This window comes from Algoriphagus sp. AGSA1, from assembly GCF_021390545.1.
In the GTDB taxonomy this organism is placed as follows: domain Bacteria; phylum Bacteroidota; class Bacteroidia; order Cytophagales; family Cyclobacteriaceae; genus Algoriphagus.
Window position 1 is genome coordinate 219,474 of the sequence record NZ_JAJUWR010000006.1, and the last position, 15,299, is coordinate 234,772.

Genomic DNA, 15,299 nt, shown 5'->3' on the forward strand with positions numbered 1-15,299 from the left:
AATAGAAGGTACCGCATAGAAAAAATAGTGCCCATTAAAATACCTTGTCCGGTAAATGAAAAGTTTCAGGAAGGGCCGCCCCCTCAATGGTATCATTTTTTTCCTTTATTGCATAAGTCTTTTAGTTACTGAAATCGAAGATTTCGGGAATAAAGTGATTCGGGAAAGGATGGGAACCAACCCTAAAATTCACTTACACACTTTGCGGGATAGTTTGGGTGATTTATCTCAATATTAAAGTTATACTCACTATCTATTATGGATTGAATTCCAACCACTCCACTTTTCCATCCATTGTTGCAACCACAAGAGAGTTTTCATCTACAGGATTCACGGTGTTCGCCATCGAATTATCTATTTTATGTGCCCAGTTTATTATTTGGGAGCGCGGATCAATGCTGTAAACTGTGCTGTTTTTTGTGCCAAAATATACATTACCATTTTTTTCTATTAACATGGAGGGAACATGTTCATAGCCAAAACCCACGTCCATTTTCCAAGCAACTGATGATTTTATCCTAGATGTGGGGTAAGCCACTATTTCGTCATTCATTGTTTTGCCATAGATCCACTTTTTATCCTCAGAAATACCAATTGATTCACGGACAGTTGCCTCATTGCTTCGCCATAATTCTTCTCCGCTAACAATATCCAAAGCAGTGAGATATCGATCTGGAGCGACGATATATACGACTCCATTGGCTGTGACGGGAATGCACATGGCCGGGGAATACATTCGGTTTGGGGAGCCGTTATTCCAAGTCCATTTCAATTGACCTGTTAGTTGATCAAGTGCGTACAGATTCTTGTCCCAAGCACCAAAAATAACCAGGCCTTCCGATAACAAGGGTTTACTTACTACTGGGCCTTGAATCCCTTTAAACTCCCATACGACCTTGCCGCTTGTTGCGGATAGTGCTCTGAATCTACCATCGCTTCCGCCTATATATACAATATTTCCTTTGAGGATAGGTGATCCCAACACTGCTGTCTCTGTGGGTGTTTTCCACTTCAATATTCCGTTTTCTTGGTTCAACGCATAAATATTGCCATCACCCGATCCAAAAATCACCAGGTCTTCATAGGCAATAGGAGAGGAAAAGATTCCTCCAGAAGTCTGGTAAGACCAGATTGGCTGACCACTTTCACTTTCTAATGCTTCAAATTTGCCTAGGCTATTTCCAAAAAAGACCTTTCCATCTTTTACTAATGGAGTGGAAACAATATTGGCGGAAGAATGGTAACTCCACTTTTTGGACACTTGAGGGTAATCTAGATTAATATCGAAGTTAGGCCTTGCGTAAACCTTCGATTCTGAATAGTTTCTATCTCCTAAGGCTATTTCTCTCCAAGGTTCTTGCGTTTTTACCCCAGGTGTTCTTTCAGAAAAAAGTGCGGAATTAGCTGTGATTTCAACAATCGTATAACCACCAATTTCATCTTTCGCCCGCAGATTGGATCTACCCATGGTTCCCGGGATTCCTTCAAAATCATAGATTTTATTGGTATGCCCATGACCGCATATGGAAAATTGTGTATTGCGCTTCTTCAATCTGTCTGTCATTTCAAACCAGTTGTCAAGGCTATTGTCAAGTGGATAGTGGTTGGCATTAATGATTGGCTGAGATGCTGGAGTCGCGTTCAATACGGAATCCAGCCAAACGACAGCATCCCGCGGGATATGTCCATCAGACATTCGTACATAAGGACCCGAGGCAGTTCCTATGAACTTAAATCCCTTATGCTCAAAGACAAATTTATCATAGCCAAAAATCTCAATGAAACTGACTCCTCCGGATTCTGACCAGCCGGTATCGTGGTTGCCGGGTATTACATGGTACGGGATGTCAAGTCTATCCAATAATTTCTTAGCCTTTTTAATTTCTTCATTTGTACCCATTTCAGTGATATCTCCAGTGACGATCACAAAATCCATGTCAGCAAGTGAATTGATATCTTTGACAGTTCTTATCAAATCCTCTTCTGCTACTCCGTTGGGTGATCCTATGTGAGTGTCAGTGACAAAGGCGAATTTAAAATCCTGGGCAGAGGAGATGCCGAATTTTAGTAGGAAAAGGAGAAAGAGAATTTTTTTCATGTATAACATCAAAAGGATAATTTTTAACTAAATAAAATGTCCTTCTTTCAATCATCGAAAGAAGGACATCTATAAATTTTTATAAATCAATTACCACCCAGGGTTCTGTGTTAACGTGACCCCTTGTTGCTGATAAAGTGTAATTTGATCCAAGGGAACAGGATCCAAGTACACTTTAGGATCTTCAAACAATCGCTGCGATACTGCCGCTGTAGCAGGGATGATATACCCTTCTTCTCCATCAGTCAGCGTAACGCTGCTTTGAAGTTCAGGATAATCAGCTCTTTTGATCCAAGCGCCGCGATTGATATCCGAATTGCCTTCTGTATCAGTGTATTCAAACTTTGCCCAGCGGGCTAGATCATCTGATCTGAAACCTTCCATCATCAATTCTATTCTTCTCTCACGTCGGATTTCCCAGATTATCGAAGGGATAGTTGGATCCCGTGCTGGGTCGTCATACACCATTCCGTTTACAGCCGCCCCAGTTCCTACCACTTCCAGATGCGGAATCATAATGCCTGGTCTATCTCTTAGCACATTTACAGACATATCAAGATCCGACTGCGTCAACGCAGCGCCACCCACGGTAGCCAGTTCAGCAGCAGCTTCTGCATAATTGATCAATACTTCACCATATCTCAAAACCGGAGAATCTGTATAATTTAGATTAGAGCTTCCCTCTGGTTGATCTTTGATTACCTCATTGAGGAATTTATGTGTAGCATAGCCAGTGGTGCTGTAATTGGAAGCGATACCATTCAGCCTCAATTCATCGGAAACCAAGGTTTCATAAATTCTTGGATCCCTGTTTGCCATTACATTTTCTATTCCCTTATCCCCCTGATATAAAGGTGAAATACCAATAGGTAAGCCGTCTTCAGCCAGATAAGCTTCCACCGCATCTTTGGACACGCCTGTTTGCGGTTCCATATTGTTATATGAATTCAATGCGTGAGTTAAGATTCCAGGCTCGTAATGTCTGAATAGAATGACTTCAGGGTTTCCCGTCAAATTCAGTGAGTTAAATACTTCTCTGTAGTTACCTAAAGTAAAACCGCCTGTGTTGATGAGCTCAGCAGCGGCATTTTTTGAAGCTTCTAAGTATTCTTTCGCTTTTTCACTGTTGCTGTTATGGTATTTCTGCCAAGTGCCCTCAAATAGAAATACCCTGGACATCAACGCAAGAACTACTGCTCTATTCACTGTCTGTCCTTCGTTTCCGTCGTATATACGTACGTTTTCTGCGGCAAATTCAAAGTCTTCCAAAACCCTGTCCATTACAAACTCCCTAGTATCCCTAGGCTTGTAGAGTATTTCTGGATCTGATTCGCTCAGTTCCTCATCGTACCATGGAACATCGCCAAATTGCTTTACCAAATCAAAGTATTCCAAGCCACGGAAGAAGCGTGCTACTCCTGACCAATGCTGAATAGCTTCCTCATCCATTGGAACAGTCTGGACCCTGTTCAGAAATATATTTGCTTTTCTCACGTAACTGAAATTCCAATAAACATTTGTGGCCGCTGTAGGGACGGTTCTTCGGAATTGATTTGGACTAGCCGGAGCGAAGTCATCATTCAGGGTTTGCCCAGAGAAGAATTTTCCCCAAGTATATCCTGAGCCATAACCACTGAAATAAGCGGTATAAAATCCCCATGAAAAATTTCGGACATTGCTTTCAGTAGTCCAATAAGTCTCATCGGTAAGACTATCCAAGGGTGGTTTTTCTAGAAAATCGTCGCATGCAGAAATTGCAAGGAAGCTGAGAGCGAGTGCTATTATTCTTAGTTTCATGTGATTATAATTGTTTTTTAGCGGACACATGGAATCTCGCATGGCTGATAATCATCTGGCTGCGTAACGCTTTAGTCATGCTCGATTTCATCGTGCTATCAATTTAAAATGTAACCTGTAAACCGAATGACAGGGTCCTGCTGTACGGGTAAACCCTTCCGAAGGTATTCGAGTCATTGTTTCCTGCCGGTGTATAATCTACTTCAGGATCCAGCGGCAGGTCTAGCTTATCAAACTCAAAGAGGTTTTCACCACTTACATAAACCCTTACTTTGTCTAAGCTGACCTTAGAAATCAAAGAAGCAGGAAGTGAATATCCCAAGGTGATGTTCTTCATTCTCATATATGACAGATCTAGCAAATAGCGAGTCTGTGGAAGGAAGTTCCGTGAATTGTTTGATTGACCGGCATCAGTAGGACGAGGATAAAAAGCATCCGGATTGTCTTCACTCCAATAGTCTAACTGGTGAGAGAACCATGCTTCTCCAGGCCTATAGCCCGGTATCATGATTGGACCGTCTGCCCAATAGTCTCTTTTGCCTACGCCTTGAATGAAAAAGCTTAAATCTATTCCTTTGAAGTCCATACCCAAGCGGACACCGTATTGGTATCTTGGTGTGGTGTTGCCTATTACAGTTAAATCACCATGGTCTTCTTCGGTGTTTTCCCCAAAAGAGATTTCCCCATCGCCATTTAGGTCTTTGTACTTCACATCACCTGGACCATAATAGAACCAGCCACTCTCATATAAGGACTGGGAAGGAATACCTTCCTTGAGTACATATTTTCCGTTATCCAGAACTAATTCTCCGTTAGCATCTTGCACAAAATCATCTGCTGTAAATAATCGGTCTGTCTCATAGCCCCAGATATCACCAATTACTCTACCCGGACGGTTTGAATAGATACTCTTGTTATCAGCGAATTCTGTAATAGTTTCTATGTAATCTGAAAGGACTACCGTAGCATTGAGGTTCAATCCGTTGGTAAAACCATGGTTGTAATCCACCGCAAGTTCCCAGCCTTTGGTCTCCAACTCACCGAAGTTCTGCTTTGTGGCAGAAGTGCCGTATGAGGCAGGAAGGACTTCACCTGCGCTGTGCATATCACTTGTAGTGCGGTTGTACCAGTCGAAGGCGATACCGAATTTATCCTGGAAGAATCTTGCGTCAAATCCCAAATCAAGCGTAGTCACTGTCTCCCACGTCAAAGAGGATGGCAGCGCACCCGGCGTGCCAAAGGTTAGTTGATTATCTCCTCCGATCAACCAACCAGATGAATAGGATCCCATAATTCTATAGATGTCACTTAGGTAAGCATTCTGGTTACCGATAGCTCCCCAAGATGCCCTTAGTTTCAGAAAGGACATTACATTGGTAACAGGCTCAAAAAAGGACTCTTCAGAAATCACATATCCTGCGGACATGGAAGGGAAAAATGCCCATCTTTCGGTAGGGGAAAGCCTGGAGGATCCGTCATATCGACCGTTCAATTCCAAGAAGTATTTTCCTTTGTAGTTATAGTTGATTCGGCTAAAAGCTCCAGCAGTTGACCACTGGTTTCTTGACCCATCTACAAACTGGTCTCCGGATGCAAGATCAAGTTCACCTCTGTCCAGATCCATCAGGTCTCTTCTCTGTGAGCTGTGATACCAGTACTCATATGCTTCGATATCACCACCGACCATTGCTTTGAGTGAATGATCACCAAACATTTTTTCATAGGTTGCAAATGCTTTCCCTACGTTTCTGTTGCTCCAAGATGAAGCATATTGCACTCTGTTATAAGAAGCACTTGTATAGGGGGCATATTGAAGATTAGCTCCAGTTGACCAGAAGTTATAGGCTGATACAACGCCTCCGGTTTGATGGTCATGAAAGTTCTGATAATCATAGGTGTAATTGGCTACAATAGACAAGCCCTTCACAGGAGTTATGGTCGTCCCTAAGTTTAGTCGGGTAAGTGAGGTGCTTTGTTCATTCATTTTTGCCTGCTGCACTTCGGTAACTGCGCTTCTAAACGGATGCCCTTCATATGTTCCATAAGGGTAATTTTTAGGCCATCTTAATAGGTAGTACCATGGATCATATGTTTCACTTGAGAAGTAGAATGGTCTTGTGAACTTGGTTTTGCTATATAGTACACCACCACGAACCTCTAACCAATCATTTACTTGGGTGCCTAAACTAAGGTCAGCTGTATATCTGTTGAATTCATCCGGATTTACCTTTAAAACACCGTTTTGACCTAGATACCCGACACCTAGTCTATAGGTGGTTTTTTCGGAACCTCCTGCCACAGAAAGATCATGTTTTTGTTGTGGAGTCCATTTCTTCATAAACATATCACCAGCTTCCCAAGGACGATAAAAGAATAACCTTCCATCTCTTATCTCAAAATCACGTCCAATAACCATTTCATTGCCCAAGTCTTGGCCTCCATATTCAGCCTCCCAATCACGCATTTTTTGAATACCCAATTCATCGAAATACATACCCACTACGCCAAATACATTGGTTGAAGGATTAGTACGTTGTAAGGCTTTAAAGGCCATTTCCGCACCATCTGCCGTGTTTGCTATAGTGGGCGTTACGGTAGGAGTAGCCCAAGCAAAATTGTTTGAGTAGCTGATTTTAGGAGCTTCTCCTTTTTTGCCCTTCTTGGTCGTTATCAGGATAACACCCCAGGCTCCCCGTGCTCCATAGATGGAAGAAGAAGCAGCGTCTTTCAGAACAGAAATTGATTCAATGTCTTCAGGATTTACTAATTGCAGATTTGGGATTTCCACGTTATCCACCAAAATAAGCGGTTGGGCTCCACCTGAATTACTAAGGGTACCTACACTTCCACGAAGTCTAATCGTGGGGTTCTGGCCGATTTGCCCGCTTGGAGTAGTGATCGTTAGACCTGGAGTAGTACCTTGAAGACCACGGGCTACATCCGTAATCGGCCTTGATTCCAGGACTTTCGTGTCCACGGATGAAACAGCTCCAGTCAGGTCACTGCGCTTTTGGGTACCATACCCGACCACGACAAACTCATCCAGTGCCTGCGCATCTGGTTCTAATACAATATTGAGAGTTCCACCTTCATTGATCGTCCTTTCTTGGCTGACCAAACCTATAAAACTGAATACCAAAACTTGATCCTTCTCCACAGTTATCTGGTATTTTCCGTCGATGCCTGAGGTGACACCTTTTGTGGTTCCTTTGACCAAAATGCTTGCTCCCGGTAAGGTCATTCCATCTTCAGCACTGGTGACAGTACCCGACACGCTAAGCGACTGGGCATTCACTTGAAAATGAAACAGGAGAAAACACATTGCAACAAATGAACAATGTAAAAGTTTTTTCATGTTAAACATTTAATTAGTTGAGTTGATTAGAGTCTTATGAAATAGTTAATGGAGTTTTAAAGCATCAGTAAATCGCAAAGAATTTTGTCTATTGTACATGTTTTGTCGTGTACCCCTAATTATTTCATCGTCAAATTTTTCTAAAAAATGCTCCTGTTCAATCCCTGAAAACAGGGATATTAATAAATCACTAGTGTTAAATAATATTGAAATAATTACCTTAGAGAAGAGCATTTTCTAGAGTTTGAGGATTTATCAATTAGTCAATAGACCCTGGAAAAATCCATCTACCAATGCCAATGGTGCGCTTTTTCTCTTTTTGAAAAAGAGGATTTGGGCAAGTCGAATTTTGAAGCATAGCTTAAGAATGGCTCGTGAGGTAGGATGGGAGCTATATTCTTAGGAGTTCCGTTGGTGGAATTTTATTATCTAGGGACATCAGTAACTACTAATATTAGGCTGGTGAGAGGGAAATGAAGGATTTGAATTTAATTTTTACGTTATGATCAATGTATTGATAGCAGATGACCATCAAATGTTTATTGATGGTTTAAAGGCCTTATTGAAAGACCTTCCAGGAATTAACGTAGTGGGTCAGGCATGCAATGGTAAGGAAGCAGTACTACATTGTAAAGATAATCCTGTAGATATAGTAATAATGGATGTGAATATGCCTGAAATGGACGGTGTGGAAGCAACTAAGGAACTGAGTAGAACAAATAAGAACCTTAAAATTCTTGGTCTCTCCATGCATAGAGACAGGCACTTTATATCTGATATGCTTAAGAGCGGCGCCAGCGGATACATTTTAAAAAACACAGGTAAGAAAGATCTGCTGAATGCAATCCAAACTCTTTATAGTGGAGATAGCTATGTAAGCGAGGAGGTGAGTAAAATACTATTGAACAGTTTTTTGAAAGACTCGGCTAAATATGAGGTCAATGAGCGCTTGTCAGGAAGAGAATCCGAAGTGCTGGAATGTATTGCGATTGGTCTTACTACACTGGAAATAGGGGACAAACTTTTCATAAGTAAAAACACAGTAGAGACTCATAGGAAAAATTTACTCTACAAGCTAAAGGCCAAAAACACTGCTGAATTGGTCAACAACGCCTATAAAAGAGGATTGATTAGTTGATTTTAATTAGTTGTCCGCTTCTCCTCCAGCAAAACAAAAAATGCATCATAAGAGTCTGAAACACTAGTGTCAGGCCTTCCTCCCAGTAAAGCAAAGAAAATATGGCAACTGGTATTATTGCGGATAATCAGATAATTCTAATTTAAAGAAGTAGTGTAGGACGGTTGTTATACAAGTATAACTTACCGGATAATTACCATTGGTGATTATTACAAATCCCTATTTTCAGGGAGGGCAATAGTTGTTTTAAAAAACATATTTGTAGATCATGAGACTTGGGAATTGGCCCAGCTCTTTCCTATTAAATTGATTCTGAATGCTTTTATTGGCAGATAGTGGGTCTACCAAGACCGATTGGAGATTAATAGATAAATCAGGCGATTGCTTGGTGTCTCTTAAATCGAAGGGACTTAATCCCTATTTTCTGACATCAGATGAAATCAAAAGCGAACTTAGTTCAAAAGTTCTTGATAAAATTCCTGATGTGAATAGAGTGGTTTTCTATGGAGCTGGCTGTAGTCATCCTACCAAGGCGGCAGAAATGGCAGTCGTGCTGGATGAGATATTTCCAACTCAAGTACCTGCAGAAGTAAATGGAGACATTTTGGGCGCAGCCAGAAGTTTGCTTCAGGGTGAGTTTGGAATAGCGTGCATATTAGGCACTGGAGCAAATTCGTGTCTATATGATGGCAGGGACATAATTGGTAACGTACCTTCCTTGGGGTTTATTTTGGGGGATTATGGCAGTGGAACGGTGCTATGTCGGGATCTGATCCGGGAATTATTGCAAGGAAATATAGGAGAGGGGCTTAAAGAGGAATTTTTTAAAAAATTTGGACTGGATCAACGGATGATTCTGGATAAAATCTACAATCAGCCACGGGTCAATCGTTTTTTGGCTTCATTTACCCCCTTTCTGCTTGATAATATCACCGATCCAATTATCCATTCTTTAATTTATCAAAACTTCAGACAGTTTTTCGAATACTATATCATGCCTTATCGAAAATCTCATCAGGATATCCCTTTAGTATTTACAGGCTCTATTGCGTATCATTTTGAAGCTTGTTTGCGGGCAGTAGCTGAGGAGTTTGGTGAGAAAATAAAAAATATCGCCCAACACCCAATGAACGGCCTGGTAAATTTTCACAGCCAAACCTTCGTTAATTATTAATTCACAACACTCATTATAAATGACACTTGCTACCGAATCAGCTTCCTTCTACGACAATTTGGAATCCATGCCTTTGTTGGACTTACTGGAATCTATCAATAGGGAAGATCAGAAAGTGGCACTCTCAGTCCAAAAAGTACTTCCCCGGGTAGAAAAGTTAGTAGAGGACTTAGTTGAAAAATTTAAGTCTGGCGGGAGATTGTTTTATATTGGAGCTGGTACGTCTGGAAGATTGGGCGTGCTGGACGCCTCTGAAATTCCCCCGACCTTTGGAGCTTCTCCAGAATCGATAGTTGGCCTGATAGCAGGCGGAGAAACAGCCATAAGATCTGCTGTGGAAGGAGCTGAAGATGATGAAGATCAAGCATGGATTGACCTTTCGCGGTATGGGTTGAATGAAAATGACACTGTACTCGGGATAGCTGCTTCAGGCAAGACACCTTATGTAATGGGAGGACTAAAAGCGTCGAAAGCCAATGGGCTGCTGACTGCAAGTATTTCTTGTAATTCCAATGCGGCTATTTCAACATTTGCCACACATGCAATAGAAGTGGAGGTTGGAGCTGAGTTTGTCACAGGGAGTACCAGAATGAAATCAGGAACTGCGCAGAAATTGATTCTCAACATGATCAGTACCAGCTTGATGATTCGCTTGGGTAAAGTGAAAGGCAACAAAATGGTACATATGCAGCTCAGTAATAGCAAGCTAGTGGATAGAGGAGTACGAATGATTCTTTCAGAAGTACCTTCCTTATCATATCAAGAGGCCCAGTCGCTATTGGAAAAGTACGGATCGGTGAACACTGTAATCACTGAGCTTACGACGGGGGAATAGAATTGGAACCAAGCCATTAAACCAAGAATTCAGAATTCTTAGGGAAAATAGAAAGATTAAATTGTTTGCTTAGTAGTTTAGCGATCAGTGTATTCCGCTTTTTCCATTTACAATAGATGCAAGATCCATTCATTAACAGCAATTCTACTCAGGAAGAAGTATCTATTCATAATCTTCTTCTCGATCAGCTGGATGGGTGCCTCAAAAAGATGCTTCATCCGTCTAATACCTTATGGACTGGAGCTGTCATCATTGGTAAATCTGGGGCAGGTAAGACTTTTTTGATCGAAAAGCACCTATTGAATTCTACGTATGATGTACTGATAAGCCGGCAATCCCAGCAGCTTCAGAATGTACCGTACGCAGGTCTTAAATTGGCAATTGGCAATTATTTAAGGTCAAAGTTCAGGGAGATGGATCCCGAGTCATTTGTTTCCTTTTCGGAAGGGCTCAACCTGGCTTTGGGAGAGAATTTCGCGTTGATGTGTGAATACATCCCAGAGCTGATGATGCTGGGCATAAAAGGGGAGAAGCAGGAGATTTCCAATACCCCTAAAATGGAAAACCAGCTTTATTTTTTGTTTAAGGTGCTATTCGAATTTTTTAGTGATTTTTCTGATCAGGTGCTGATACTATTTACAGACGATTTGCAGTGGATAGATGGATCCAGCGCAAGCTTACTTCAGTATTTGCTTACACATATTCCGCCTTCCAAATTACTATGGCTTGGAGCTGTGCGAGATTCAAAGGAAGACCTGGGACAGGTGGATCAGTTGATAGGATCACTTGGCTTTGATCAAAAACATATTCAAAGGATAGAGCTGGGGGAATTTAGTCTGCATCAAAGCCAGGATTTTATAGGCCAGCTTTTGGAGGGTAAATGTGAGTCAACCACCAGTACACTTATTCACAAATTGGGTAAAGGAAATCCTGCCCTATTGACCAGCTTGGTACATGCCTTGGTACAAGAGAAACTCCTGGAAAGGAATTCTGAAGGTTGGACTGGAAATATCCCAAAAATAAAAGCCCGTTTTCAGGGAATTAACTCTACCCAGTTTTACCAAGAACGTTTTAATTCACTTCCTTCTTCCGCCAAAAAAATAGTTGAGTTGAATGCTTGTGCAGAAGTACTTTCAGAAGGTGACATGGAACTGCTGTTCAGAGATATTTCTGATGGGAAAACAGCATTGGCGTACCTTGATTCAGAGGGCATATTAAGCATGCAAAATGGCAAATATATGTTTGTCGAAAGTTACTTTGGGGAATTCATTTATTCTCGACTCACAAGCCAGGAAAAATCCCTTTATCATTTACAGCTGGCACAAATCCTTCTAAGAGATAATTTTAGTCTGTTGAGCAACTCAGACAAAGTCATTATTGCCCAGCATTTGCAGTTAGCGATAGAAAGTATCACAAATACCGGTGAGAAAGTTCATGCAGCAACTATTCTTCTGGAAGTAGCAAGGATGCAGAAGGATGAAAATGCTTATTCCCAAGCCAAGGTATTTCTAAAGGCTTCACTGGAGCTGTTGAAAGGGTTGCGGTGGGATGAGGTGAATCCTATATTATTTCAGGTTCATTTGGAAAGTGCTAAAGTAGAATACCTGCTTGGTGAATATGATCTGGCAGAAATCAAATTAGACTATTTGATTGAGCATCTCAGAATAATAAAACATAGGTCAGAAGCTTTTGAGTTGAAGATTGTGATTAACAATCACTTAGGTAGATATCGCAAGGCGGTGGTTATTTTAAAGGAAATATTAGCTGAACTCGGTATTGAATTGCCATTGAATGAGCAGGAATTGGGTAGGCAAATTCAAGTATTTCAAACAAATCTTTCAACTAAAAACCCACAACAAACCATACTTTTTGATCCTAATGAGCTAGAGATCCAACCTTTAATTCTTCGCTTATTATACATAGGTGGGATGGCTATGCACCATACTTCAGAATCCCTTATGACTTGGGCAGCCCTTCAACTGATTCAACGCTCAAGGTTTTTTAATCTTCCAAATCTAAGTACCATAGGGTATGTGAGTTATGGGAGAATGCAGATTATCGCTGGGGAACTGAGTGAGGGATATGAGTATGGGAAAATGGGGCTGGATATAAATACCGCTCTTGAGGATCTTCAGTATAGATGTAGGGTTTTGGGTGTTTTCGCATTTTATATACAACCATGGAAAAGAGCTTTTGATGAGAGCACAATGCTTTTGAAGGAAGGAATGGAGGTTGGGAGAAAGTCGGGAGATTTGATTGGCTTGTATATTCTCAAAACCCATCTGTTTAATCTTCACTTTCTAAGTGGGAAGCCGATTTCAGGGCTTTTATCCTTTGATTTCAAAGAGTCATATCCTGGGATGGAATTAACTTATTACATCACTCATTATCAAAAGGAACTGATCAAATACCTGACTACCGAAAGCCCATTTCTTTCACTTCCCAAACAGAATCCTAGTGGACTGGCGGCAAAGTTGACACTACAGGAGGAGCGATTTTATAGGAATTACGTACTTGCGAGATACTTTTTTCTGTTCGGATACTATGGGCAGGCTAAGATCAGCGCAAAAGAAGCTGATGCCAACAAGAAATTGCAACAGGGTTCACCTTTAGTTCCTGCGAATATTTTGATTATGAGTTTGGCAATAACTCAGGACTGGGCCAATCTAGCCAAAGAAGAGCAGATGGAGAACCGCCTTTGGCTAAATAATGTGCTTGCGGATTTAAGTACGTGGTATCATCATGCGCCAGCTAATTATGCTTCTGATTATTGGTTGCTCAAGGCAGAGATTGAGAGAATATCCGGAGAAAATGAATCTCAAATCGAACAAAATTATCAACGTGCTTGTCAAGCCGTGGAAGGTAATTTATATCAAGTAGCATTGGCCAATGAGCTTACTGGAAAGTACTATTTGTCAATAAATGACTATAGTTCAGCAAAACTGTGTTTTTTGGAATCGGTAAGGTATTACGAACTCTGGGAGGCAAAAAGAAAAGTACGTCAATTGGTAAGGCAGTATTCATTTTTGTTTGACCCAGCTATCAAAAAGGATAATCCATTGGATATAGAAAATATCCTGAGAGAACTTGGGGGAGAATTGGATGTGAAAAAAATCTCCCAAAAACTACTGACCATTCTGCTACGAGTTTCTGCTTCCAGTGGAGCTGCTGTTCAATTGATAGAAAGAAAAGGACAACTGGGGCAGAGAGGGGAAATGCAGCTGATCAGTAACCGAAAAAGAAAAAGAGAAATATTTGGAGAAATTGATTTATCCGGTCTCTTTTTGATGGCCTACCGAACTAAGGCTCCATTGATTTTTGATGAATTGGCTGATGATAATGGCTTTCCACAACTTCGGAAATTGAGCGAAGTCGGTATAAAATCCTGCATGATTTTCCCACTTGGAATCTCGGATTCCCTATCTATTCTCGTTTATTTGGAAAGTAGTTTTTGCCTGGCCAATTATTCAAATGAAATCATCCGATGGGTTCGTATCATAGCAAGTCAGGGTGGGATAATACTTGAAAATGCCAGAATCTATGAAGAAAGCTTGGCTCTCAACGAAGAGATAAAGTTGGAAGTGCAGCAAAAACAGGAATTAATGACACTAATCGAGCAGCAGAAAAACGTCCATATCAAAGATTTGCTGAAAGTACAAGAATATGAGCGGGAGAGAATTGCAGGTGATTTGCATGATAGCTTGGGATCTCAACTTTCAACAATAAAAATCCGACTGGCAAATATCTTTGAAAAATATAGTGAGAGACAGCTGACACAGGAAGGTAATGAAACCTTGGAAAAACTGGACAGAGCAATAGGAGAGGTCCGTAAAATTGCACACCATATGTCCCCTGTTTCCTTAAGGCGCTTTGGCCTCTCCTCTGCCTTGCAGTCACTGATAGAGGATGTCAATGAATCAACTTCTATCCAAGCAGAACTACAAGTACTCGGCCTACATAATAGATTGGATGATCAAATAGAATTGACGGTGTATAGGATTTGCCAGGAACTTATTCAAAATGTTCTGAAGCATGCCAATGCAAGACATCTTCGGGTTCAAATAATTAATCACGAGGATGAATTGAATATCACCGTCGATGACGATGGGACGGGGCTGCAAAAAGACCAAAAGGATTGGGGAATGGGGCTACTCGGCATTGAGGCAAAAGTGCAGATGCTTAAAGGTACTTTTATCATAGAGAACCAGCCAAACCAAGGTTGCCTCGTGGTTATTGATATACCGATTTTCTAATTGAATTCTGTAAATTAAGAGATATCCTGACGGGATTCCCAACAGTTGGCTATTAGATTTGAGAGAAGGTTGACGCTGGACATCAATACGGAAAATTAATTAGTCCCCTTCCGTGGGGTACCCCAACGGAAGGGGAGGACAGAGTTAGAGTAACACTCCCTGCTACTATTTATGCTACAGACCTTCTTAGTGGTCAGTGGGTGCTGCCATTTGTTGTGTGTTGGAAAATGGCAAAATGAGGTTTGGGGAATTAAAAAAGAGTATTCAGGGAATCACTGAGAGGATGCTTACGCTTCAGTTGCGAAAAATGGAAGCCAATAAGCTTATAAAGCGTACTGTTTATGCAGAAGTGCCACCACGTGTAGAATATGAAATGACTTCCATTACCCGGGAACTGGATCCCATTATTAAGGAATTGCAGGCATGGGGCGAGAAACACAGAAAAATGATGGAACATACATGAATCCGAAGTGTTTTATCCAAAACTTGGTTCGGGTTGAAAACAGAAAAGCCACTGAAACCGATCAGTGGCTTTCGTCGGGGTGGCAGGATTCGAACCTACGACCTTCCCGATCAAAATCGGGACGCGATCATCACCATATCCAAAACTTGGTTTGGGTTGAAAACAGAAAAGCCACTGAAACTGATC

The 15,299-nt window shown here is 41.2% G+C and carries 8 protein-coding genes; 5 read left to right on the forward strand and 3 right to left on the reverse strand.

Features of this window, described 5'->3' with window-relative positions; all coding sequences use genetic code 11:
* Window positions 1-256 precede the first annotated feature (256 nt).
* From LZF95_RS06420 to LZF95_RS06430, 3 genes are all read right to left on the reverse strand, one after another.
* Window positions 257-2,098 carry a PQQ-binding-like beta-propeller repeat protein gene (locus LZF95_RS06420; protein ID WP_233754153.1) on the reverse strand — a complete coding sequence of 614 codons (1,842 nt, stop codon included), beginning with the start codon at window positions 2,096-2,098 and terminating at the stop codon, window positions 257-259.
* Window positions 2,099-2,188: 90 nt separating this feature from the next.
* Complete coding sequence (locus LZF95_RS06425) at window positions 2,189-3,895, reverse strand: RagB/SusD family nutrient uptake outer membrane protein (protein ID WP_233754154.1); 1,707 nt, start codon at window positions 3,893-3,895, stop codon at window positions 2,189-2,191.
* Between the two features lie 103 nt (window positions 3,896-3,998).
* Window positions 3,999-7,250, reverse strand: a complete 3,252-nt coding sequence (locus LZF95_RS06430; protein WP_233754155.1) for a TonB-dependent receptor — start codon at window positions 7,248-7,250, stop codon at window positions 3,999-4,001.
* Between the two features lie 502 nt (window positions 7,251-7,752).
* Between LZF95_RS06430 and LZF95_RS06435 the strand changes: the two genes are divergently transcribed.
* The 5 genes from LZF95_RS06435 to LZF95_RS06455 all read left to right on the forward strand — a co-directional run bounded on the left by LZF95_RS06435 (window position 7,753) and on the right by LZF95_RS06455 (window position 15,113).
* Complete coding sequence (locus tag LZF95_RS06435) at window positions 7,753-8,388, forward strand: response regulator transcription factor (protein WP_233754156.1); 636 nt, start codon at window positions 7,753-7,755, stop codon at window positions 8,386-8,388.
* A gap of 316 nt (window positions 8,389-8,704) precedes the next feature.
* Window positions 8,705-9,562 carry an N-acetylglucosamine kinase gene (locus tag LZF95_RS06440; RefSeq protein WP_233754157.1) on the forward strand — a complete coding sequence of 286 codons (858 nt, stop codon included), beginning with the start codon at window positions 8,705-8,707 and terminating at the stop codon, window positions 9,560-9,562.
* 19 nt (window positions 9,563-9,581) lie between these two features.
* On the forward strand, window positions 9,582-10,397 hold the full coding sequence (gene murQ, locus LZF95_RS06445; RefSeq protein ID WP_233754158.1) for an N-acetylmuramic acid 6-phosphate etherase: 816 nt from the start codon (window positions 9,582-9,584) through the stop codon (window positions 10,395-10,397).
* A 116-nt stretch (window positions 10,398-10,513) separates the two neighbouring features.
* A complete protein-coding gene (locus tag LZF95_RS06450; protein WP_233754159.1) occupies window positions 10,514-14,650 on the forward strand; it encodes an AAA family ATPase in 4,137 nt (1,378 codons plus the stop codon).
* Window positions 14,651-14,846: 196 nt separating this feature from the next.
* On the forward strand, window positions 14,847-15,113 hold the full coding sequence (locus tag LZF95_RS06455; RefSeq protein WP_233754160.1) for a winged helix-turn-helix transcriptional regulator: 267 nt from the start codon (window positions 14,847-14,849) through the stop codon (window positions 15,111-15,113).
* Window positions 15,114-15,299 lie beyond the last annotated feature (186 nt).